This window comes from Humibacillus xanthopallidus (assembly GCF_006717145.1).
GTDB lineage: Bacteria > Actinomycetota > Actinomycetes > Actinomycetales > Dermatophilaceae > Humibacillus > Humibacillus xanthopallidus.
Window position 1 is genome coordinate 538812 of sequence record NZ_VFQF01000002.1, and the last position, 20558, is coordinate 559369.

Below are 20558 nucleotides of genomic sequence, written 5' to 3' on the forward strand. Positions count from 1 at the left end.
CTCAGCGCTCCCGGACAACGGCTGTGCCGCCGGGCGAGAGGCGCACCGAGCCGTCGACGGCCGCGTCGGAGACGAGGTCGTGCCCCGTGGCGCGCACGGTCTGCTCGGCGTCGGTGTGGTTGAGCAGGAAGAGCCATGAGCCGGTGCCGTCGCTGCGTCGGGTCGCCTCGACACCGCGGGGCAGCGCCGCCACGGTGGGCTCGACCCCGGCGGCGGACAGCACACCGTCGACCAGGGCGCCGAGACGCTCGTCGTCGGGAAGCGTGCTGAGATACCACGCCGCGCCGCCGCTCACGTCGCGGCGCGTGACCGCGGGTCGGCCCGCCAGGGGCCCCACGGCATACGTCGACACGACCTCGGTGCCGGGCAGGGCGGTGACGTCCTCGCTCCACCACGTGCCGGTGCCGTCGGCGAGCGCCACGGTCTCGTCGGGGCCGAGCGGGAAGAACTCCTCGACGCGCACGCCGAGCAGGTCGCGGAAGGCGCCGGGATAGCCGCCGAGGCGCACGTGGTCGTGCTCGTCGCTGATGCCGGAGAAGTAGGTCACGACGACCTGGGCGCCGGCCTCGGCCGCAGCGGCGACGGCGGCAGCGTGCTCGTCGGTGACGAGGTAGAGCTGGGGCACGACGACGACGGCGTATGCCGTGAGGTCGGCGCCCGGGTGCACGACGTCGGCGGTGACCCCGCGGTCGTGGAGCTGGCGATGGATCGCCTGCGCGGCCTCGAGGGCGTCGAGCTCGGAGCTCGGCATGCACGGCCCCTCGGCGGCCCAGATCGCCTGGTAGTCGTGCAGGATCGCGACGCGAGCCTCCACCCGGCTGCCGACGAGCTCACCGAGGCGACCCGCGATGCGGCCGAGCTCCTCGACCTCGCGGAAGCGGGCGCTGTCGGCGCCGGCGTGCGGCACGACGGCGCTGTGGAACTTCTCCGAGCCCGCGCGCGACTGGCGCCACTGGAACCACCCGATCGTGTCGGCGCCCCGAGCGACGTGCGCGAGGGCGTCGCGGATGGTCTGGCCGGGGGCCTTGGCGTGGTTGGTGGGCTGCCAGTTGACCGCGCTCGTCGAGTGCTCCATGAGCATCCACGGGGCACCGCCGGCGAGGCCGCGGGTGAGGTCGCCGCTGTAGGCGAGCTCGGCGCGCGGGTGCGCGAGCGTGTCGACGATGTAGTGGTCGGTGCTGACGACGTCGACCAGGGGCGCCCACTGCGAGTAGTCGAGGTGGCGGAAGTGGTCGAGCGTCATGAAGTTCGTCGTCACGGTCACCCCGGGCGACAGCTCGTCGAGGACGGCGCGCTCGGCCCGCAGGTGCTCGAGCAGCGCGTCGGAGCTGAAGCGCTTGTAGTCGAGCACGTGAGTGGGGTTGTTGAAGGTCGTCGAGCGGCGCGGCGGCAGGATCTGCTCCCAGTCGGTGTAGCGCTGGCTCCAGAAGGCCGTGCCCCAGGCGTCGTTGAGCGCGTCGAGCCCCTCGTAGCGCCTGCGCAGCCAGGTGCGGAAGTGGCGCGCGCACTCGTCGCAGTAGCAGGGCAGGTTGTGGCACGCGTACTCGTTGGAGACGTGCCACATCGCGAGGGCGGGGTGGTCGTGGTAGCGCGTCGCGAGCTGACGGGTGAGGGCGACGGCGTACTCCCGGAAGACCGGCGACGTCGGGCACCAGGCCTGCCGGCTGCCCGGCCAGAGCGTGTGACCGTCGACGTCGACGGGCAGGATCTCGGGGTGCGCCGCCGAGAGCCACGGCGGGGGGGTCGCGGTGGCCGTCGCGAGGTCGACCGCGATGCCGCCGGCGTGCAGCTTGTCCATGATCGTGTCGAGCCACTCGAACTCGTACTCACCCTTGGCGGGCTCGAGCCAGCTCCACGAGAAGATCCCGAGGCTGACGAACGAGATGTTGGCACGCTGCATCAGCTCGATGTCCTCGTCCCAGACAGGGCGTGGCCACTGCTCGGGGTTGTAGTCGCCACCGAGTGCCAGGGTCTTCGTCGGCCATGAACGCATGGGACATAGCGTGTCGTCCGATCGCTCGCATGTCAACAATTTCGAACACTCCGGCGTATGCCGTCCGCATCGTGGCGTCCGCCGTCCCGTCCCGCTCCGGCTGGCCCCCGTCGAGCCCTCCGTTGCCGCCCACGGTCGTCGAGCACCTGCACATCCGCGTCTGCGCTGCTCAACCACGGATTCCATTGTGCTGGATGACGTCTCACAGACCGCCCCTGCAAGAACTTGCAGCTCATACCGCGGCCCATGGCCGGCGAGGTCTCAGTTCGGTCGCGGTCGTCTACAGGTTTGGCAGAAGTGCTTGACAGCGCCTCCGTATCCCGACATCCTCTGTTTGTTGTTGAACGTTTGTGGTGATGGATGTTCGAAACTGTCGCCACGGCAACACCCCGGCACAGCGTCAAAGGAGACCGCACATGACCCGCCCCTCGAGCGAGGCCGAGTACCTGGCCCGCATGGTTCCCCCCTCCGTCCGCGGCGTCGACCGCCGGACCCTGCTGCGTGGCGCACTCGGCGTCGGCGCCCTCATCGGCGCCGGCACCCTCGCCTCCTGCGGCAGCTCCAGCGACTCGGGCGCAGGAGTGCCGACCGGAGCCGTCTCCGGCACCGTCACCGTCGGCTCCAACCAGTCCGACGCGGTGCCGAAGGCTGCCGTCCAGTCCTACATGGACGCCTTCGCCAAGGCGAACCCCGGCACGACCGTCAAGATCAACACCGTCGACCACAACTCCTTCCAGGAGAACATCAACAACTACCTCCAGGGCTCGCCCGACGACGTCTTCACGTGGTTCGCCGGCTACCGCATGCAGTTCTTCGCCGAGAAGGGCCTCGTCGGCGACATCTCCGACGTGTGGAAGAACATGCCCGGCATGGGCGACGCCATGAAGAAGGCGTCCACCGGTGCGGACGGCAAGCAGTACTTCGTCCCGATCACCAACTACCCGTGGGCCGTCTTCTACCGCAAGAGCCTCTTCGCCGACAAGGGCTACGAGGTCCCCAAGACCCTCGACGACCTCAAGACCCTCGGCGCCAAGATGCAGAAGGACGGCATCGCCCCGATCGCGTTCGGCGACAAGGACGGCTGGCCCGCCATGGGCACCTTCGACCAGCTCAACCTGCGCATCAACGGCTACGACTTCCACGTCAGCCTCATGGCGGGCAAGGAGGCCTGGACCGACCCCAAGGTCAAGAAGGTCTTCGACACCTGGGCCGGCATCCTTCCCCTGCACCAGCCCGACTCGCTCGGCCGCACGTGGCAGGAGGCCGCACAGTCGCTCCAGCAGAAGAAGTCGGGCATGTACGTCCTCGGCTCCTTCCTCGCCCAGCAGTTCGCGAAGGGCGCCGAGCAGGACGACCTCGACTTCTTCGCCTTCCCCGAGATCGACTCCACGATCGGCACCGACGCGGTCGAGGCGCCCATCGACGGCTACATGATGAGCGCGCGACCGAAGAACGAGGCGGCCGCGAAGAAGCTGCTCCAGTACATCTCGCAGCCCGAGGCCCAGCTCCTCGCGCTCAAGGCCGACCCGAGCGTCATCGCGACGAACAGCAACGCCGACACGAGCGGCTACACGGCGCTGCAGAAGAAGTCGGCCGAGTTCGTCAAGTCGGCGAAGTCCATCACGCAGTTCATGGACCGCGACACCCGTCCCGACTTCGCGTCGACGGTGATGATCCCGGCCATCCAGGAATTCATCAAGAACCCCTCCGACATCGACGGCCTCACGACCAAGATCGAAGCCCAGAAGAAGAGCATCTTCGGTTCCTGACCAGGAAGTAGCGCAACCATGGCGAGCAAGCGCAAGTACAAGGGCATCGACCAGCTCTCGAAACGCGACAAGATCGTGGTCTCCCTGATGGTCATCGTGCCGACCCTCTTGGTGCTCTGGCTCGTCTGGTTTCCGGCGGTCGGCACGGTCCTGCTCTCATTCACCAACTGGGACGGGATCGGGCCGCTGTCCGGCATCAAGCCGGTCGGGCTGCAGAACTACATCGACATCGCGACGATCTACCCGCCGTTCTGGCCGGCGATCCAGCACAACCTCATCTGGCTGGCGGTTCTCTTCTTCATCGCCACGCCCCTGGGGATCCTGTTCGCGGTGCTCGTCGACCGTGGGGTCTCCGGCACGCGGTTCTACCAGACGAGCATCTACCTGCCGGTCGTGCTCTCCCTCGCACTCATCGGCTTCATCTGGCAGCTCATCTACTCGCGCGACCAGGGCCTGCTCAACGCGATCACCGGGGGCACGACCGACTGGTACGGCGACCCGGACGTCAACCTGTGGGCAGTCCTGGTCGCCGCCAGCTGGCGGCACGCGGGCTACATCATGCTGCTCTACCTGGCCGGCCTCAAGGGCGTGGACCCCTCGCTGCGCGAGGCGGCCAAGATCGACGGCGCGAGCGAGACGACGACGTTCTTCCGGGTCATCCTCCCGGTGATGCGACCGATCAACATCATCGTCATCGTCGTCACCTTCATCGAGTCGCTGCGCGCCTTCGACATCGTCTGGGTGATCAACAAGGGCCGCAACGGGCTCGAGCTCATCTCGGCCCTCGTCACCCAGAACGTCGTGGGTGAGGCGAGCCGCATCGGCTTCGGGTCGGCGCTCGCAACGATCATGCTGCTCATCTCCAGCGTGCTCGTCGTCATCTACCTGCGCATCGCCATGAAGGAGGACTGACCATGTCCGTCACGTCGAACCGTGCCGACGAGGGCCAGCAGCGCCTGATCAAGCCCCACGAGGGCGGCGCCCGCTCCGGCAAGCGCTGGCTCCTGCCCCTGGCCCTCACGATCATCTCGCTGATCTGGCTCTTCCCGCTCCTGCTCGCTCTCGTCAACTCGTTCCGTGACTACGCCTTCACGGCGCAGAACGGCTACATGTCGTGGGGCGGCTTCACCCTCGACAACTACAAGAACGCCTGGAGCCAGGGCGACTTCGGGCTGCACTTCTGGAACTCCCTCATCATCACGGTGCCCGCCGTCCTGCTGACGCTCTTCCTCTCGGCGTGCGTCGCCTTCGTCGTCGCCCGCTTCTCGTGGACCTTCAACATCGCCCTGCTCGGCTTCTTCCTCGCGGCCAACCTGCTCCCTCCGCAGGCACTGCTCATCCCGGTCTACCGGATGTTCCGGGCGATCGAGCTGCCGTTCTGGTTCAGCGAGTCGGGCACCCTGCTCAACAGCTTCCAGGGCCTCATCCTCGTCAACGTCGCGTTCCAGACCGGCTTCTGCGCCTTCGTCCTCAGCAACTACATGAAGGCGCTGCCCAAGGAGCTCTACGAGTCGGCCGTCATCGACGGCGCGAGCGTGACGCGGCAGTTCTTCCAGATCACGCTGCCGCTCTGCCGTCCGGCCCTCGCCGCGCTCGCGGTGCTGCAGACGACGTGGATCTACAACGAGTTCTTCTGGGCCACCGTGCTGCTCCAGCAGGGTGACAAGTACCCCGTGACGAGCTCGATCAACAACCTGCGGGGCCAGTTCTTCACCGACAACAACCTCGTGGCCGCGGGATCGGTCATCATCGCCGTACCGACCCTCGTGATCTTCTTCGTGCTCCAACGACACTTCGTCGCCGGGCTGACGCTCGGTGCGACCAAGGGATGACGTGACCACCAGAACCGACCGCACGACCGTCCACCTGCAGGCCGCCGGCACCGCGCTCGTCCTCGAGCCGCGGGCCGGCGGGTCCGGCCTCCCCGAGGTGCTGCACTGGGGTGCAGCCCTCGAGGGCGGCGCCACGGCCTACGAGGCCCTCGGCGCCGCCACCCTCGCGCCCGTGCCGCACAGCGCGCTCGACGCGCCCTGGCCGCTCACGCTGCTGCCCAGCGAGGCGGACGGCTGGGAGGGCACGCCCGGCTGGTCGGGGCACCGGGGCGGCGCAGCCGGCGCGGTCCGCTGGCACGACGTCACCTGCACGCGCGAGGGCGACGACGACGACGCAGGCGCGGCCCTCGTCACCCGGGCCACCTCGCCCGACGGCACGCGCCTCGAGCTGCGGCACTCCCTCGACGCACACGGAGTGCTGCGGGTCGACGCCTCGGTCACCAACGTCGGCACCGACACGGTGCCTCTCGACGTCAGCGCCCTGCGGGCCGTGCTGCCGCTGCCGCTGCGCGCCGACGAGGTGCTCGACCTCACCGGCCGCTGGTGCCGCGAGCGGTCACCGCAGCGCAGTCGCCTCGACCAGGGCACGCACCTGCGTGCGAGCCGGCGCGGCCGCACCGGCCACGACGCCACGCTGCTCATGATGGCCGGCACCCACGGCTTCGACTGGCGCTCCGGCGAGGTCTGGGCCGTGCACACGGCGTGGAGCGGCAACCACGAGCACCTCGTCGAGGCGCTGCCCGAGGGCGCCGGGCGCCACCACGCCGTCATCGGCGGCGGCGAGCTGCTCGCCCCGGGTGAGGTGCGCCTCGCGCCGGGCGAGACGTATGCCGCCCCGACGGTCGTCTTCGTCCACTCGACCGACGGCCTCGACGGCCTCTCGCGCCGCCTGCACCGCAGCCTGCGTGCCCGTGCCGGCCACCCGTCGCGCCCGCGTCCCGTCGTGCTCAACACGTGGGAGGCCGTCTACTTCGAGACCGACCTCGACCACCTCAGGGCGCTGGCCGACACCGCGGCTCGCATCGGCGTCGAGCGCTTCGTCCTCGACGACGGCTGGTTCGGCGGCCGCCGCCACGACCGCGCAGGTCTCGGCGACTGGGTCGTCTCGCCCGACGTGTGGCCCGAGGGGCTCAGCCCGCTCGTCGACCACGTCAAGGGACTGGGCCTGGAGTTCGGGCTGTGGTTCGAGCCCGAGATGGTCAACGAGGACAGCGACCTCGTGCGCGAGCACCCCGAGTGGGTTCTGCGCCCGGCCGACGGCTCACCGCGCGAGTGGCGGGCCCAGCAGCTGATCGACCTCACCGACGACGCCGCCCGCGAGCAGCTGCTCGAGCGCATCGGCGGACTCGTCGCCGAGGTCGGCATCGACTACATCAAGTGGGACCACAACCGCGACCTGCTCGAGGCCGTGCACACCGTCACGACGGCCGACGGTCGCACGCTCGTCGACGCGCCCGCCGTGCACGCCCACACGCTCGCCTTCTATCGCCTGCTCGACGACCTCCGGGCCCGGCACCCGCGTCTCGAGATCGAGTCGTGCAGCAGCGGCGGCGCGCGCGTCGACCTCGGCGTGCTCGACCGCACCGACCGCATCTGGACGAGCGACTGCAACGACGCCCTCGAGCGCGCGAGCATCCAGCGCTGGACGAGCCTGCTCGTGCCGGCGGAGCTCATGGGCACCCACATCGGCCCGGCGACGGCGCACACGACCTACCGGACGGTCGACCTCGGCTTCCGCATGCTCATGGCGCTGCAGGGCCACGCCGGTCTCGAGTGGGACATCAGCAGCTGCTCGGCGGCCGAGCTCGAGCAGCTGACCGCCTGGACGGCGCTCGCCCGCGACCTGCGACCGCTCCTGCACACGGGTGACCTCGTGCGCAGCGAGACCCCCGACGGCACCCTCCACGTCACCGGCACCGTCGCGCCCGACGGCGGCAGGGCGGCATACACCGTCGCCCGTCTCGTCACGGGACGTGACGCCGTCACCGGTGCGGTCCCGCTGCCCGGCCTCGACCCGAGCCGCACGTATGCCGTCCGGTTGCGCCCCGAGGCGGGGCTGCCGGCCGTCGTGCAGCTGACCCCGCCCGCGTGGTGGGACCGCGCCCTCGGTGAGGACGGTCTCGTCGTGCCGGGGTCGGTGCTGACCGGCGTGGGGCTGCCCGTGCCGGTGATCGGGCCGGCCCAGGGCTACCTGCTCGACGTCCGGGCGGTCTGAGGCAGGTTCCGTCTGCCGGCGGTGTGACCGGACTCCCTGGCCTCGGGGCGGTAGCGCAGGACGAGGACGACCGCCCCGGCCAGGGTCCAGGCGAGGAGCACGGCCAGGTGACCCCACGCGAGGCCACTGCTGGCCGGGGCGATCGACTCGGTCATCGCGCGTGCCGCGTGGCGCAAGGGGAAGAGCCACGAGATCGCCTCGACGACGGGTGGGAAGCTCGCTCCGACGACGAAGATGTCGGAGATGAACGCGAGCGGGAGCAGCGTTCCGAGCGTGACGCCGACGACGGCCTGCGCTGAGCGCACGAAGGTCATGACGGCGAGGCCGACGACGGCGAAGCACACCGTCGCGATGACGAGCGTGACGACGGCGGCGGGCATCCCGGACGGCCAGCCGGGTCGGTAGGCCAGCCCTGCGAGCACGGCGATGGCGAGCCCCGTGACGAGGGAGACGCCGAGGGCCCCCGCGACCCGGCCGACGATGAGGGCGTTGGCGGGAAGCGGTGTGCCGCCCGTGCGCTTGAGCACCCCCCGCTCGCGGTCCTCGGCGACGCCCTGCGGCATGTTGACGTAGGCCGTCACCGCCGCGCCGTAGACCGCCATCGTCGCGGCGTAGAACGTGCCGAGCGACAGGCCGTTCGACATGATCTGGTCACCGCCGCCGTTGACGGCCGGGATGATCGCGACGAGCACGACGGGGAAGGCCACCGCGAAGAAGACCGCTGACGCGTCGCGCCACAGGATCGACTGGGCGTGGCGCACCTGGTCGAGCAGGAGGGCGCCGAGCGACGGTGCGGCGGTTCGGCGAGGCACGGCGTCGGCGGACCTGGCCCGGGTGTGAGCGTCCGCGCCGGCCCCCGAGCCGAGGGAGGTGTCGCGGTCACGGTCGCGGCGCAGCAGGGCGGTGGCGACGATCGCGCCCGCGAGTCCCCACAGCACGATGACCGCCAGGTGGTCCAGCTCGAAGCCGCTGCCGGTGAGGTAGGGGTTGAGGGCGTCAGCGAAGAGGGCGGTCAGGTGCTTGAGGGGGAAGAGCCAGCCGATCGTCGCCAGCCACGGCGGCATCTGCCCGCCGACCATGAACATGTCCGAGATGAAGGCGAGCGGGATGACGACGCCGTTCGACACGGCGAGGGTCAGCTGCATCGTCGGCAGCGCCATGGCGAGGGCGAGGCCGAGGGCGCTGAAGCACGCCGACGCGACGACAAGGGTGACGACGATGGCCGCGACCGACCGGCTCGGCACGATGAGGTCGTAGAAGAGCACGCCCGCGGTGATGACGAGGGCGGTGGACGTGAGGCCGAGCACCAGTGCGGCACCCATCCGGCCGCCGATGAGCACCCAGCGCGGCGCGGGGGAGCCCGCCTGCCGCTTGACGACGCCGGTAGCGCGGGCCTCGGCGAGCCCGACGGCGAGGAACGAGAAGGTCGCCATGACGACGCCGAAGGAGGCCATGCCCGGCGCGAGGTACTGCACGAGGCGGACCCCGTTCGTCTCGTCGAGGACCTGGTTGCCGATGAGCGCCGAGAGCAGCACGAAGAAGAGCAGCGGCAGGCCGATGCTGAGGATGAGGGTGATCGGCGTGCGCACGAGGGTGACGAGCTCGTGGCGGGTCTGGCGCCAGAGCATGCCCGCCTCGGCGCCGGGTGCGTGGTGACTGGTGTGCGGGGCAGCCGCGACGGCGGTCATGACGGCACCATCTCGACCTGCTCCTGCTCGCCGACGAGGTCGAGGTAGACGTCCTCGAGGCTGGGCCGCGCCAGGGTCAGTGCCTCGAGCTCGAGACCGCGGTCGAGCGCCCAGGCCGCGAGCGTCGCGACATCGGCCGTCGGCGTCTCGGTGCGCACCTCGACGACGCTGCCCGCGATGCGGCGGTCGAGGCCCAGCTCGGGCAGGTCGAGGGAGGTGAGGCCCGCAGGCAGGCGGAACGAGATGACCGTCGCGCCCCCGGCGGCGGCGGCGAGCTCGTCGGGCGTGCCCTGGGCGACGACCCGCCCGCGGTCGATGACCACGACGCGGTCGGCGAGGTGCTCGGCCTCGTCGAGGTAGTGCGTCGTCAGCAGGATCGTGGCGCCGAGGTCGCGCAGGCGCTCGACGAGCTCCCAGGCCCGCCGGCGCGCCGAGGGGTCGAAGCCCGTCGTCGGCTCGTCGAGGAAGAGCAGGTCGGGGTCGCCGATGATGCCGAGGGCGAGGTCGAGGCGGCGGCGCTGGCCACCGGAGAGGGTGCGCACCCGGGCGTCGGCCTTCTCCTCGAGCCCCGTCAGGGCGATGACCTCATCGACGGCGCGGGGGTGCGGGTAGTAGCCGGCGTGGAGGCGGAGCAGCTCGCGCGGGGTGAAGCTGTCCTCGAAGCCGGCCTCCTGCAGGACGATGCCGATGCGCTCGCGGAAGGCGCGCCCCCCGGTCTGCGGGTCGTGCCCCAGGACCGACACGGCGCCGCCGTCGGGTGCCCGGTAGCCCTCGAGGATCTCGACCGTCGTCGTCTTGCCGGCCCCGTTGGGCCCGAGCAGGGCGACGACCTCACCCTCCTCGATCGTCAGGTCGATCCCGTCGACTGCTGCGACGTCTCCATAGACCTTCCGCAGGCCCTGGACTTCGATGGCGGCCATGCCGCTCGCCCCCTCCGGTGCGTGGCGCCGCCCCGGCGCGACAGCGCCTCCCTTCCAGTCAACCGCGATCGGCCTCCGGCGACGCCGCGATGTGACCGACCCCTCCGTCTCGCCGGCGCTCGCGAAGGGTCGCGGAGGGTCTCGCCGACGCTCGCGGAGGGTCTCGGACGGTCAGGTGCAGTCGCGGCAGGTGCCGAGCAGGGCGGCGTGGGTCGTGTCGAGACGGAAGCCGAGCTCGTCGCGCAGGCGAGCAGCCACCGGCTCGAGGGTGTCGTGCGGCACGTCGATGACGCGGCCGCAGGAGGAGCACTGCACGTGCGCGTGCCCGACGCCCGTTGCAGCAGAAGGCCGCTCGTCTGTGAGGTGATAGACGGCGGCCGACCCGCCGAGGTGCACGTGCGACACGACCCCCGCCTCGACGAGCGAGGTCAGCGAGCGATAGACCGTGGCACGGTGCACCGAGGGCTCCGCCTCGGCGACCCGGCTGCCGATCTGCTCGGCCGTGAGGTGCTCGTCGGTCAGGTCAGCGGCGTCGAGGACGCGCAGGACGGCATACCGCGCCGGGGTGGCACGCTCACCGGCGGACCGCAGGCGGGCGACGGCGCCGACCACTCGCGGGCTGTCGCCCGATCGGAGCCGGGCTTCCGTCTCTGGCACGCCACCAGTATCGCTGGTGGCAGACTCTCCCCGTGCGCGCACTCACGAAGCTGTCCGCGGGCCCCGGGCTCGAGCTCATCGACCGACCCGAGCCCGTCTGTGGCCCGGCAGACGTCAAGATCAGGGTCCTGCGCGCCGGCATCTGCGGCACCGACCTGCACCTCGCCGGCTGGGACGAGTGGGCGCAGTCGGTGGTCAAGCCGCCCCTCGTCATCGGCCACGAGTTCTACGGCGAGATCGTCGAGGTCGGCGAGGACGTCACCGGCGTCGCGATCGGCGACCGGGCCTCGGGCGAGGGCCACATCGTCTGCGGGCGCTGCCGCAACTGCCGCGCCGGTCGACGCCACCTCTGCATCCGCACCCAGGGCATCGGCGTCAACCGTGACGGCGCGTTCGCCGACTACGTCGTCATCCCGGCGAGCAACGCGTGGGTCCAGCCCGCCGACCTCGACCCCGACCTCGGCGCCGTCTTCGACCCGCTCGGCAACGCGACGCACACGGCGCTGCAGTGGCCGATGGTCGGCGAGGACGTCGTCATCACCGGTGCCGGCCCGATCGGCGTCATGGCTGCGGCGATCGCCCGGCATGCAGGTGCGCGCTACGTCGTCGTCACCGATGCGAGCGACTACCGCCTCGCGCTCGCCGAGCACGCGGGTGCCGACCTGACGATCAACGTCACGCGCGAGAGCCTCGCCGACGCGCAGGCGCACCTCGGCATGAAGGAGGGCTTCGACATCGGCCTCGAGATGTCGGGAGCCGCCCCCGCGGTCAGCGACCTCATCACCAACATGAACCACGGCGGCCGCATCGCCCTCCTCGGTCTGCCGCACGGGGGCTACGACCTCGACTGGGGCAAGGTCATCACCCACATGATCATGCTCAAGGGCATCTACGGCCGCGAGATGTACGACACGTGGTACGCGATGTCGCAGATGATCGCGACCTCCGAGCGCTTCCGCGCCGCCGTCGCGCAGGTCATCACCCACCGCTTCCCCGCCGAGCAGTGGGAGGAGGCCTTCGCGACCGCGCAGTCGGGTCAGTGCGGCAAGGTCGTCCTCGACTGGAGCTGAGGGCCCGTATGCCGTCCGCCTCCGACCCGAGCCCCCGCCCCCGTCCGCTCGTGCTCCTCCACGGGCTGGGGCAGTCGCCCATCGTCTGGCAGGACGTCGTCTCCGCCCTCGGGGCCGGCCGCCCGATGACCGCGCCCTGGATGCGGGGGCTCAAGCCCAAGGACCCGGTCGGCTTCGACCTCGCGGCGGCGGCCGGCGGCGTGGCCGACGAGCTCGAGCTGCAGGGCATCCGCACGGCCGACTTCCTCGGTGTCTCCGTCGGGGCGAGCGTGGCGCTGCGCCTCGCGGTCGAGCGGCCCGAGCTCGTCGGGCGTCTCGTGCTGGGCAGCCCGCTCGTGCGCCCGTCGAAGAACTCCCTGCGGATGCAGCGGCTCGCGATGCGCCTCGTGCCCGAGAGCAAGCTCGTCGACGCCGGGGTCTCGCGGCCGCGCATGCTCGCGGTGCTCGACGCGCTCAAGGGCTTCGACGGCACCGAGTCGCTGCGTCAGGTGACGGCGCCGACGCTGCTCGTCGCGGGCGGGCGCGACAAGGCGGGCATCGCTGCGGCGCAGCAGCTCGCCGGGCTGCTGCCCGACAGCGAGGTGGCCGTCATCGAGGCGGCAGGGTCGGTGCTCAACGCCGACGCGCCGCGCGAGCTGGCCGACCTCGCCACGGGCTTCCTCGACTCCGAGCGGGGCCGCGACCTCAGCAGAGGTTGATGCCGCCCGAGTCGAGCAGGGCACCCGCGATGCGGTCGTCGGGCACGACCGGCACCATCCAGTCGGTGCCGGCGATCGACTTGACGGAGGTGGCGCACGTGAAGGTGGCGACGTGCCGGTCGAGCTCGACGGGGGCGTCGTAGAAGGTCGCCTCGAGCTGGTGGCCGGCCTCGTCGGTGCAGCTCACCTTGTGCTCGCCGAGCGAGCCCTGACGGTCGCCGCCGGAGGGGCAGACGATCTCGGAGACGCGAAGCCAGGCGGGGTGCTTCGCGGCCTCGGGTGACGCCTCCGGTGCGCCACCTCCACATGCGCCGAGGGCCAGCACTGTGGCCGTCGTGAGGCAGGTGAGGGCGAAGCGATGGTGCACGGGGTCAGTCCTCCGAGGGGTGTGCGAGGGGTGCGCGAGGGGTGTGCGAGGCAGTGGTCGTCCGGGGGCCGGGCGGTAGTCCACGAACCGCCACAAACCCCAGCAACCCTAGTGGTCCAGCATCCGGACCGCACATCGACAACGAGGGTCCGGTGTGCCGATCGCGTCACAGCGGGCCGCCAGATGCGACCATCGGGGATGGCCAGACTCCTCTTCGTCACGATGACCTCGCTCGACGGCTACGTCGCCGACACCTCGGGTGGTTTTGAGTGGGCGGCGCCCGACCGCGAGGTGCACGCGTTCGTCAACGACCTCTCCCGCAGCGTCGGCACCTTCGTGTGCGGGCGGCGGCTCCACGAGGTGATGCGCTACTGGGACACCGCCCCCACGAGTGCGGCGAGCGGCGACGAGGACGACGGGCGCGAGGACGCCGAGGGCGCCGAGGGCGCCGAGGACGCGGCGGTGATGGCCGACTTCGCGGGCATCTGGCAGGCGGCCGACAAGGTCGTGCACTCGCGCTCGCTCGAGTCCGTCTCGAGCCCGCGCACGCGGCTCGAACGCAGCTTCGACCCGGCGGCGCTCGCCCGCTTCGTGGCCGAGGCCGACCGCGACGTCTCGATCGGCGGCCCCACGCTCGCGGCGGAGGCGCTCCGGGCCGGCATCGTCGACGAGGTGCACGTCCTGCGCTCGCCCGTGATCGTGGGCGGTGGCACGGCGGCCCTGCAGGACGGCATACGCCTGCCCCTCACGCTGCTCGAGGCGCGCTCGTTCGCGGGCGGCACGACCTACAGCAGGTATGCCGTTCGCCGCTGACCCCGCTGACCCCGCTGACCCGCTGACGCCTGCGTCAGGAGTCGTCGTCGGCTGCCGCTGCGTCGTGGTCGTCGGCGGGGGCCTGCTCGAGCTCGGCGTCGATCGCGACGAGCCCGTCGTGGACGGTGCGCAGGAAGCGCGCTCGCCCGCGGGCTTCGGTGCCCGCCATCGCCATGAGGAAGTCGACCTGGTCGCGCACCTGCTGGAGCTGCTCCTCGCTGCCGATCTCGCTCGCGCGGCGATAGATCGCCAGCGCCTGCTGCGCCTCGTCATCGGTGGCCCGCGGCCCCCAGAGGGCGTCGAGCATCGTGAGGTCCGCATAGACGGCGACGGTCCAGAAGGTGCGTGAGATGTGCGCCTCCTCGCGGGCGGCGGCGAGGGACTGCCGGATGAGCGTGCGGGCGGTGTCCTTGGGCAACAGGTCGCGGCCCGGAACGGGGCGCCAGCGAAGCGCGAGCTCGGCGGCGAGCCAGTTCGACAGGGCGCCGAGGCGACGGCGGTCGGCGGCGCCGGTCGCCGCGCGGCTCGCGTCGAACCACTGGGCCATGCGGGTCAGCGCATCCTGCGTCCGCGACCAGTCGCCCGTGCGCGAGCTCGACCCGGGCCGCTCGGGGCAGGTGACGAGGGCCAGCAGCTTGTAGGCGCTCGCGACCCTCCAGAGCCGGTCGACGCTCGCGCCGGCCGGCACCCGGAACGGCGCCGCGCCGTCTTCCGAGGGGAGGACGGTGGGAGGCGTGGGTGCAGGCGAGGGGGTCTGCGTGCCGAGGAAGAGCGACGCGGGGTCCTCGAGCAGCTGCTCGAGGCGCGCGATCGCCCTCTCGATCGAGGTGACGGCCTGGTCGACGTCCGTTCGGGACGGCACCTGTGCGGCCGCCGCCGCAGGCCTGGCTGTGGCGCCGGAGGTGTCGGTGCCGCCGGTCGGGCCGGTCAAGGTCGGCGCGGCCGGCGTCGGGCCGGTCGCTGTCGGGCCGACCGCGGTGGCCTGGGCGATGGTCGTCGCGGCGAGGCGCACCATCTGGTCGATCCACACCTCGAAGTCGCGCACGGTGAGGGCCATCCCGCCGCGGTCGAGCGTTCGCTGGAAGTGCTCCGTGGCGTGCCGGGCATCGCCGAACTTCGTGTAGGTGCGGGCGAGCAGCACCTGGAGGGCGTCGTCGTCGCGGTCGTCCTCCGGGAGCGCGTCGTAGAGCTGCTGCAGGCGCTGGAGACCGACCTTCGAGTTGCGGGCGATGTCCACGGACTGGCTGAGGTTCTCGATCTCGACCCGGGCCTGCTCGGGTGTGGCCGGCCGCAGCCGTGCACTGCTGTCGCGGTGCACGACCGCGTCTGGTGCGAGGCGGTACTCCGGGTCGCCGTAGCACTGGTAGGCACCCCACGTGTTGACCGACTGGTGGTCCGACCAGGTCTGCCAGCGGGCGGCGGCGATCGCCTCGCCGAAGGTGAGCCCCGCGAGCATCTTGGCGTAGAAGGTCGTCGCGAAGGTGGAGGCGGCCCTGTCGTCGACGGCCCAGCCGCAGGCCACGACGGCGCGCACGCCGATGTCGATGAGCTCGGTGGCGACGCTCGCCGCCAGGCGGTGGAAGTTGCCCGAGGTTCGGCCGGGCACTGGGCCGGCTGTGCCGGCTGCGCCCGGCGATGCGGGCGCCGGGGCGCCCATGGCGCCGAGGTGGCAGCAGTTGACGACGACGAGCTCGGGCACCTGACGCATCTGGCCGATCTCGCCGGCCGTGAGGTACATCCCGTTGCCGAGCACCATGCCTGTCACCCTGGCGTCCGTGCCGTCGCCCAGCGGCCAGTCGTAGACCCCGTGCCCGGCGAGGTGCACGACGCGGTAGGCGGAGTCGAAGAGCGACTGGATGACCTTGGTGCCGCTCTCCGCGATGAGCGGCTCCGCGCGGAACCCACTGTCGCGCAAGGCGGCTCCGACGTCCTTCGCTTCCTTCTGGGCGGCCGGCAGGGCGGTGAGACCGCTCGCGGTGTCACCGATGACGAGTGCACGGTCGCCTGTCGCGGACAAGACGTGGCTGCGCATCGAGGAGCCCTCGAGCTGGCGCACGAGGCCGCGGCGCACCCCGAGCGGCACCCGGTCCTCCTCGACCGCCTGGTCGTCGAGCAGCTCCCACGGGTAGTGCGCCGAGCCCTGGTCGACGACGAGCACGAGGTTGTCGGTGTCGGGAGCCTGCGCCTTGAGCTCGTTGGGGAAGAGCAGCTCGAAGAGGGTGCGCGATGCGGAGCTGTCCGGGGAGGGGGAGTCCACCAGCGACTCGACGAGCCGGTCGACGAGGGCGCGCTGGGTCGGCACGGTGCGCGTGGGCGCCCCGGCGCGGCGGACGGCGGCCTCGAACGTCAGCCCACCGTCGTCCTCGGTGCGCACGCGCACCTGTTGCCACCAGCCCGTCGGCTGCTCGAAGACGAGCCGGCGCTGTCGACCGGGCCGTTCCTCCAGTCGCAGGTCGGCGGAGAAGGAGTCAGCCAGCTCGCCGCTCGTCAGCGACGACCCCACGGCGCCGACGGCCTGCAGGGCCCGGTCCTGCCACAGCTCGACGATCTCGAGCTCGGCGATGTGCACGGCGAGGTCGGCGTCTGCCAACCGGTCGTTGGCACGCTGGATGCCGGTGAGCAGGGCCTGCACGCTGTCGCGCACGGGCAGCCCGCCTGGACCGGTGCCGATGAGCAGGCTGCTGAGCTGGAGCTGCTTCACCTCGGCGCGGGGGGCCGAGGCGCCGACGGTGAGGTTGGCGAGGGCCGAGGTGAGCGCCGCGTGGGCGACCGCTCGGGCGAGCGAGGCGGCGCTCAGCGTGCCGACAGGGCCCATGCCCGCGACGATGGCTCCGGGCGGACGCGTCCACTCCTCCGGGTCGGTGAAGATCTGGCAGGTCTCGAGCGGGCCGGGGTAGATGCCGAGCAGCGCTGCGCGAGAGAGGCGCCCGTCGAGCAGGTCGTCCAGGGCGGCCTCGGCGCCGATGAGGGTGCCGCCGGGATAGTGCCCGACGAGGACGTGGTGCCGGGCGAAGCGCAGGTCGCCGTGCGAGACCCGCACTGTCGTGGGCAGCCGATCCGGGTCCTGGCCGTCGTCCGGCTCGGCCGGAGCCGCGGCTGCTACGGCTGCTACGGGTGCCGCAGGTGCCGCGGGTGCCGGTGCGGCTGTGGCGAGGGGCGATGGTGTGGGGGGTGCAGGGGGCGTGGCGGGTGCGGTGACTGGCGGGGTGACCCGTCTGGTTGCCGGTGCGACCATCGGGCTGGTGGCGGCGCCGGCGGCAGGCTCGTCGACGCGGGGCGCGGCCTCGGCGTCGAGAGCGGGCTCGGCGGGGACAGGGTCGGCGGGGACGGGCTCGGTCGCCGTCGGCTCGGTGGGGGTGAGATCCGTGGGCGTCGGCTCGACCGGCGGGGGACTGACCGTAGGCGTCGACATCGTCAGGTGAGTGGTGAGAGGAAGACCTGGTCGAAGCGGGCGGCCCGTCCCTCGAGCTGGGGCACCTGCTCGTAGGCGTTGTGCAGCCCCGCCAGCGTCTTCTCGTGGAGGCGCCGGTACGTCGCGCCGGGCTCGTCACGCATCGACCGCACGAGGTAGTAGGTGAGGGCCCCGCTGTAGTCGCCGTTGATGTGGGCGTCGGCCGACGTCTGGTCGTCGCGACAGCCGCTGACGAGGGTCTCCGTGATGTCGACGTCGTGGACGTTGCCGGAGTCCCGCCGACTGCGCCGTCTGGGCGTCCCGGTGAACTCGCCGCCGGCGGCCTCGTCGTCGGGGTTGGGCAGGAAGCGCGAGACCACCTCCGGCTCAGGGGCGCCCGGCAGGTGTGGCTCCCGGGTGTTGCTGCCGGAGTGGCAGCAGTCCATGACCACGGTGAGGGACACCGCGGGGTTCAGCCGGTCGAAGGTGCTCCGCAGCCAGTCGTCGGTCAGCGGGTCGTTCCAGTCGAGGTCGTGGGGGCAGAGGATCTCGTCACGGTGGTCGGTGACCTCGTCGCCGCTGGTGTCGGGCACGTTGGAGCCGTGGCCGGAGTAGTGCAGGTAGAGCACGTCTCCGGGGCCTGCCTTGTCGACGAGGTCGGCGATGCCCTGCGTCATCGCGGCCTTCGTGGCGTCCTCGTCGACCAGCATGGTGATGTCCGTGGGCGCGAAGCCGTAGAGGTCGGTGAGGGCCCCGGCGACGTTGTGCACGTCGTTGACGCACCCGCGCAGGTTCGCGCCGGGGATGGCGTACTCGTTGACGCCGATGAGCAGCGCTCGCTTCGCCATGGTGCACTCCTTCGACCAGCCTGTGCCCCGAGTGCCGTGCGGATCCGCGCGGCGGCCCCTTCTCACCAGTGTTCTCCGCTCGTCAGGGTGATACAGCGGGTTCGCCCAACCTCACGGCGTACTCACGGAAACCCACCGCCCAGGCCACATCGAAGGAGCACTCCGTCGGGTCGCCCCCCCGCAATCGAGAGAGCAGTTCGTCGGCGTCCCAATCGAGAGAGCAGTTCGTCGGCCCACCCCCGCAATCGAGAGAGCAGCTCGTCGGGTCACTTCCACCGACGGACTGCTCTCTCGATACTTGGAAGGGCTCCGGTCGCCCTCTGCCCCAATCGAGAGAGCACTTCGTAGGCCTCCTCCTCAGCCGGCCGCCTTCTCCATCGCTCGCTCGAGGGCGCTCGGGAAGCGGGTCTGGAAGTCGAGGAGGGCGACCCACTCCGGCGTGAGGAAGACCCGGCTCATGCGACTGGACATGGCCCCGAGGTTGGTGACCCACTCGTTGCCGGCCTCCTCGCCCATCGTGCGACGCGCCATCGCCGCATACTCCGGGGCGACGCCGTCGACCGTGTCGACCCGGACGCGCCCGCGGATCTGGAGCACCTGGTAGGGCATCTCGTCGGTGTCGATCGACACGGCGACCGAGTCGCCGTCGTGGAGCGCCTTCAGCTTCGGTGCGTCGGGCGGCGTGCCGAAGACGACCTCCGACCCGTTCCAGTGGAATCCGATGGGCACCACTCTCGGGGTGCCGTCGGTCCACACGTAGGCGAGACGCGCTGGGACCTTCGACTGCAGCAGTCGCTGGGCGACGGGTTCCTGCAGGAGGGCGAGGTCGCCCTGGTGGCTGGTCATGACTGACTCCTCTCGTGCGTCCCCCGAGGGCTCCTCCCAGAGTGCTCCCGTCCGTGCTCTGGCGGTGTCGGTTCGAGCAACCCCGGCGGCAGCAGCGGTCGAGGCGGTGGCGGGGGCGACGCACGTGGCGCGGGCGGCCCGGGGAGCGCACCGGGCGGCATACCCTTGCGGTGTCGCCCACCCCGCCGACCTGCGAAGGACACCGATGTACGGCTCAGTCAAGGACGCGATCGCCGAGACCCTGCGCGAGATCGAGGAGGCCGGGCTCTACAAGCGCGAGCGCGAGCTCACCTCTCCGCAGGCGGCGCACGTGACGACGCTCAAGGCGGAGGCGCTCAACTTCTGCGCCAACAACTACCTCGGCCTGGCCGACGACCCGACCGTCGTCGAGGCAGCCAAGCAGGCGCTCGACGACTGGGGCTTCGGGATGGCGTCGGTGCGCTTCATCTGCGGCACGCAGACCCAGCACACCCGTCTCGAGTCGCGCATCAGCGACTTCCTCGGCACCGAGGCGACGATCCTCTACTCCTCGTGCTTCGACGCGAACGGCGGTGTCTTCGAGGTGCTCTTCGGGGCCGAGGACGCCATCATCAGCGACGAGCTCAACCACGCCTCGATCATCGACGGCGTGCGCCTGTCCAAGGCGATGCGCTACCGCTACAAGAACGCCGACATGGCCGACCTGCGCGCCCAGCTCGAGGCCGCCCGCGCGGCCGGCGCGCAACGCACCGTCGTCGTCACCGACGGCGTCTTCTCGATGGACGGGTCGTATGCGCCGCTCGACGAGATCTGCGACCTCGCAGACGAGTTCGGTGCGCTCGTCTTCGTCGACGACTCGCACGCGGTGGGCTTCGTCGGCGACGGCGGCCGCGGCACGCCCGAGCTCTTCGGCGTCATGGACCGCGTCGACATCCTCACCGGCACGCTCGGCAAGGCCCTCGGCGGCGCCTCCGGCGGCTACGTGTCGAGCCACCAGGAGATCGTCGACCTGCTGCGGCAGCGCTCGCGGCCCTACCTCTTCTCCAACTCCGTGGCGCCGGCCGTCGTGGCGGGCTCGCTGGCGGCGCTCGAGCTCGTCGCCTCCTCCGCCGAGAAGCGCGAGGCGCTCAAGGCCAACACCGCCCTCTTCCACTCGCTCATGACTGAGGCCGGCTTCGACCTCCTGCCCGGCACCCACCCGATCCGCCCGGTGATGTTCCCCGGTGACGACGGCGCCCGCCGCGCTGCCCAGATCGCCGACCACATGCTCGGCAACGGGGTCTACGTCATCGCCTTCAGCTTCCCGGTCGTGCCGCGCGGAAAGGCGCGCATCCGGGTGCAGCTCTCGGCGGCGCACTCCGAGGACGACGTGCGCGAGTGCGTGGCTGCGTTCGTCGCGGCTCGCGACGCGGTCGGCTGACGCCGCTCGCAGCCTCGCCGGGCAAGGGTGTGCGCGGGCTCCCACGAACGGA

The 20558-nt window shown here is 71.4% G+C and carries 16 protein-coding genes; 8 read left to right on the forward strand and 8 right to left on the reverse strand.

The features are described from left to right. Position 1 precedes the first annotated feature (1 nt). Positions 2 to 1993 carry a beta-galactosidase gene (locus FHX52_RS13330; protein ID WP_141822768.1) on the reverse strand — a complete coding sequence of 664 codons (1992 nt, stop codon included), beginning with the start codon at positions 1991 to 1993 and terminating at the stop codon, positions 2 to 4. A 416-nt stretch (positions 1994 to 2409) separates the two neighbouring features. Between FHX52_RS13330 and FHX52_RS13335 the strand changes: the two genes are divergently transcribed. From FHX52_RS13335 to FHX52_RS13350, 4 genes are read left to right on the forward strand one after another with little or no spacing between them, the layout of a single operon-like run. After that, a complete protein-coding gene (locus tag FHX52_RS13335) occupies positions 2410 to 3762 on the forward strand; it encodes an ABC transporter substrate-binding protein (protein WP_141822770.1) in 1353 nt (450 codons plus the stop codon). Between the two features lie 18 nt (positions 3763 to 3780). Then, a complete protein-coding gene (locus FHX52_RS13340) occupies positions 3781 to 4674 on the forward strand; it encodes a carbohydrate ABC transporter permease (RefSeq protein ID WP_141822772.1) in 894 nt (297 codons plus the stop codon). Positions 4675 to 4676: 2 nt separating this feature from the next. Next, positions 4677 to 5594 (forward strand): carbohydrate ABC transporter permease, encoded by a 918-nt coding sequence (locus FHX52_RS13345; protein WP_141822774.1) that lies wholly within the window; start codon positions 4677 to 4679, stop codon positions 5592 to 5594. Position 5595: 1 nt separating this feature from the next. Beyond that, on the forward strand, positions 5596 to 7809 hold the full coding sequence (locus FHX52_RS13350; protein WP_141822776.1) for an alpha-galactosidase: 2214 nt from the start codon (positions 5596 to 5598) through the stop codon (positions 7807 to 7809). On the opposite strand, the gene FHX52_RS13355 is transcribed toward FHX52_RS13350, so the two are convergent. From FHX52_RS13355 to FHX52_RS13365, 3 genes are all read right to left on the reverse strand, one after another. After that, a complete protein-coding gene (locus FHX52_RS13355; protein ID WP_141822778.1) occupies positions 7782 to 9497 on the reverse strand; it encodes an ABC transporter permease in 1716 nt (571 codons plus the stop codon). The genes FHX52_RS13350 and FHX52_RS13355 overlap by 28 nt on opposite strands. Continuing rightward, positions 9494 to 10417, reverse strand: a complete 924-nt coding sequence (locus tag FHX52_RS13360) for an ABC transporter ATP-binding protein (protein ID WP_141822780.1) — start codon at positions 10415 to 10417, stop codon at positions 9494 to 9496. The genes FHX52_RS13355 and FHX52_RS13360 overlap by 4 nt, the downstream gene beginning before the upstream one ends. A gap of 171 nt (positions 10418 to 10588) precedes the next feature. Beyond that, entirely contained in the window at positions 10589 to 11074 is a 486-nt protein-coding gene (locus FHX52_RS13365; protein ID WP_246069963.1) for a Fur family transcriptional regulator, read from the reverse strand. A 32-nt stretch (positions 11075 to 11106) separates the two neighbouring features. On the opposite strand from FHX52_RS13365, the gene tdh reads away from it, so the two are divergent. Further along, the gene (gene tdh / locus FHX52_RS13370) at positions 11107 to 12144 is read left to right on the forward strand and encodes an L-threonine 3-dehydrogenase (protein WP_141822782.1); all 1038 of its coding nucleotides are present in this window, start codon (positions 11107 to 11109) and stop codon (positions 12142 to 12144) included. Between the two features lie 8 nt (positions 12145 to 12152). Then, the gene (locus FHX52_RS13375) at positions 12153 to 12842 is read left to right on the forward strand and encodes an alpha/beta fold hydrolase (RefSeq protein ID WP_141822784.1); all 690 of its coding nucleotides are present in this window, start codon (positions 12153 to 12155) and stop codon (positions 12840 to 12842) included. Here the strand turns inward: FHX52_RS13375 and FHX52_RS13380 are convergent. Next, entirely contained in the window at positions 12829 to 13209 is a 381-nt protein-coding gene (locus tag FHX52_RS13380; protein WP_141822785.1) for a hypothetical protein, read from the reverse strand. The two genes, FHX52_RS13375 and FHX52_RS13380, sit on opposite strands and share 14 nt — an antisense overlap. 198 nt (positions 13210 to 13407) lie before the next feature. On the opposite strand from FHX52_RS13380, the gene FHX52_RS13385 reads away from it, so the two are divergent. After that, entirely contained in the window at positions 13408 to 14022 is a 615-nt protein-coding gene (locus FHX52_RS13385) for a dihydrofolate reductase family protein (RefSeq protein WP_141822787.1), read from the forward strand. 34 nt (positions 14023 to 14056) lie between these two features. On the opposite strand, the gene FHX52_RS13390 is transcribed toward FHX52_RS13385, so the two are convergent. The 3 genes from FHX52_RS13390 to FHX52_RS13400 all read right to left on the reverse strand — a co-directional run bounded on the left by FHX52_RS13390 (position 14057) and on the right by FHX52_RS13400 (position 19107). Next, positions 14057 to 17434 carry a CHAT domain-containing protein gene (locus tag FHX52_RS13390; RefSeq protein ID WP_141822789.1) on the reverse strand — a complete coding sequence of 1126 codons (3378 nt, stop codon included), beginning with the start codon at positions 17432 to 17434 and terminating at the stop codon, positions 14057 to 14059. Positions 17435 to 17436: 2 nt separating this feature from the next. Further along, the gene (locus FHX52_RS13395) at positions 17437 to 18261 is read right to left on the reverse strand and encodes a caspase family protein (RefSeq protein WP_141822791.1); all 825 of its coding nucleotides are present in this window, start codon (positions 18259 to 18261) and stop codon (positions 17437 to 17439) included. A gap of 357 nt (positions 18262 to 18618) precedes the next feature. Beyond that, on the reverse strand, positions 18619 to 19107 hold the full coding sequence (locus tag FHX52_RS13400; protein ID WP_141822793.1) for a pyridoxamine 5'-phosphate oxidase family protein: 489 nt from the start codon (positions 19105 to 19107) through the stop codon (positions 18619 to 18621). Between the two features lie 205 nt (positions 19108 to 19312). Here FHX52_RS13400 and FHX52_RS13405 point away from each other — a divergent pair, with 205 nt between their 5' ends. Beyond that, the gene (locus tag FHX52_RS13405; RefSeq protein ID WP_141823692.1) at positions 19313 to 20506 is read left to right on the forward strand and encodes a glycine C-acetyltransferase; all 1194 of its coding nucleotides are present in this window, start codon (positions 19313 to 19315) and stop codon (positions 20504 to 20506) included. Positions 20507 to 20558: the final 52 nt, after the last annotated feature.

Excerpts from the sequence above, each read along its gene's own strand:
- FHX52_RS13330 (WP_141822768.1), bottom strand. The coding sequence starts at position 1,993 with ATGCGTTCATGGCCGACGAAGACCCTGGCACTCGGTGGCGACTACAAC.
- FHX52_RS13335 (WP_141822770.1), top strand. The coding sequence starts at position 2,410 with ATGACCCGCCCCTCGAGCGAGGCCGAGTACCTGGCCCGCATGGTTCCC.
- FHX52_RS13340 (WP_141822772.1), top strand. The coding sequence starts at position 3,781 with ATGGCGAGCAAGCGCAAGTACAAGGGCATCGACCAGCTCTCGAAACGC.
- FHX52_RS13345 (WP_141822774.1), top strand. The coding sequence starts at position 4,677 with ATGTCCGTCACGTCGAACCGTGCCGACGAGGGCCAGCAGCGCCTGATC.
- FHX52_RS13355 (WP_141822778.1), bottom strand. The coding sequence starts at position 9,497 with ATGACCGCCGTCGCGGCTGCCCCGCACACCAGTCACCACGCACCCGGC.
- FHX52_RS13360 (WP_141822780.1), bottom strand. The coding sequence starts at position 10,417 with ATGGCCGCCATCGAAGTCCAGGGCCTGCGGAAGGTCTATGGAGACGTC.
- FHX52_RS13375 (WP_141822784.1), top strand. The coding sequence starts at position 12,153 with ATGCCGTCCGCCTCCGACCCGAGCCCCCGCCCCCGTCCGCTCGTGCTC.
- FHX52_RS13385 (WP_141822787.1), top strand. The coding sequence starts at position 13,408 with ATGGCCAGACTCCTCTTCGTCACGATGACCTCGCTCGACGGCTACGTC.
- FHX52_RS13390 (WP_141822789.1), bottom strand. The coding sequence starts at position 17,434 with ATGTCGACGCCTACGGTCAGTCCCCCGCCGGTCGAGCCGACGCCCACG.
- FHX52_RS13395 (WP_141822791.1), bottom strand. The coding sequence starts at position 18,261 with ATGGCGAAGCGAGCGCTGCTCATCGGCGTCAACGAGTACGCCATCCCC.
- FHX52_RS13400 (WP_141822793.1), bottom strand. The coding sequence starts at position 19,107 with ATGACCAGCCACCAGGGCGACCTCGCCCTCCTGCAGGAACCCGTCGCC.
- FHX52_RS13405 (WP_141823692.1), top strand. The coding sequence starts at position 19,313 with ATGTACGGCTCAGTCAAGGACGCGATCGCCGAGACCCTGCGCGAGATC.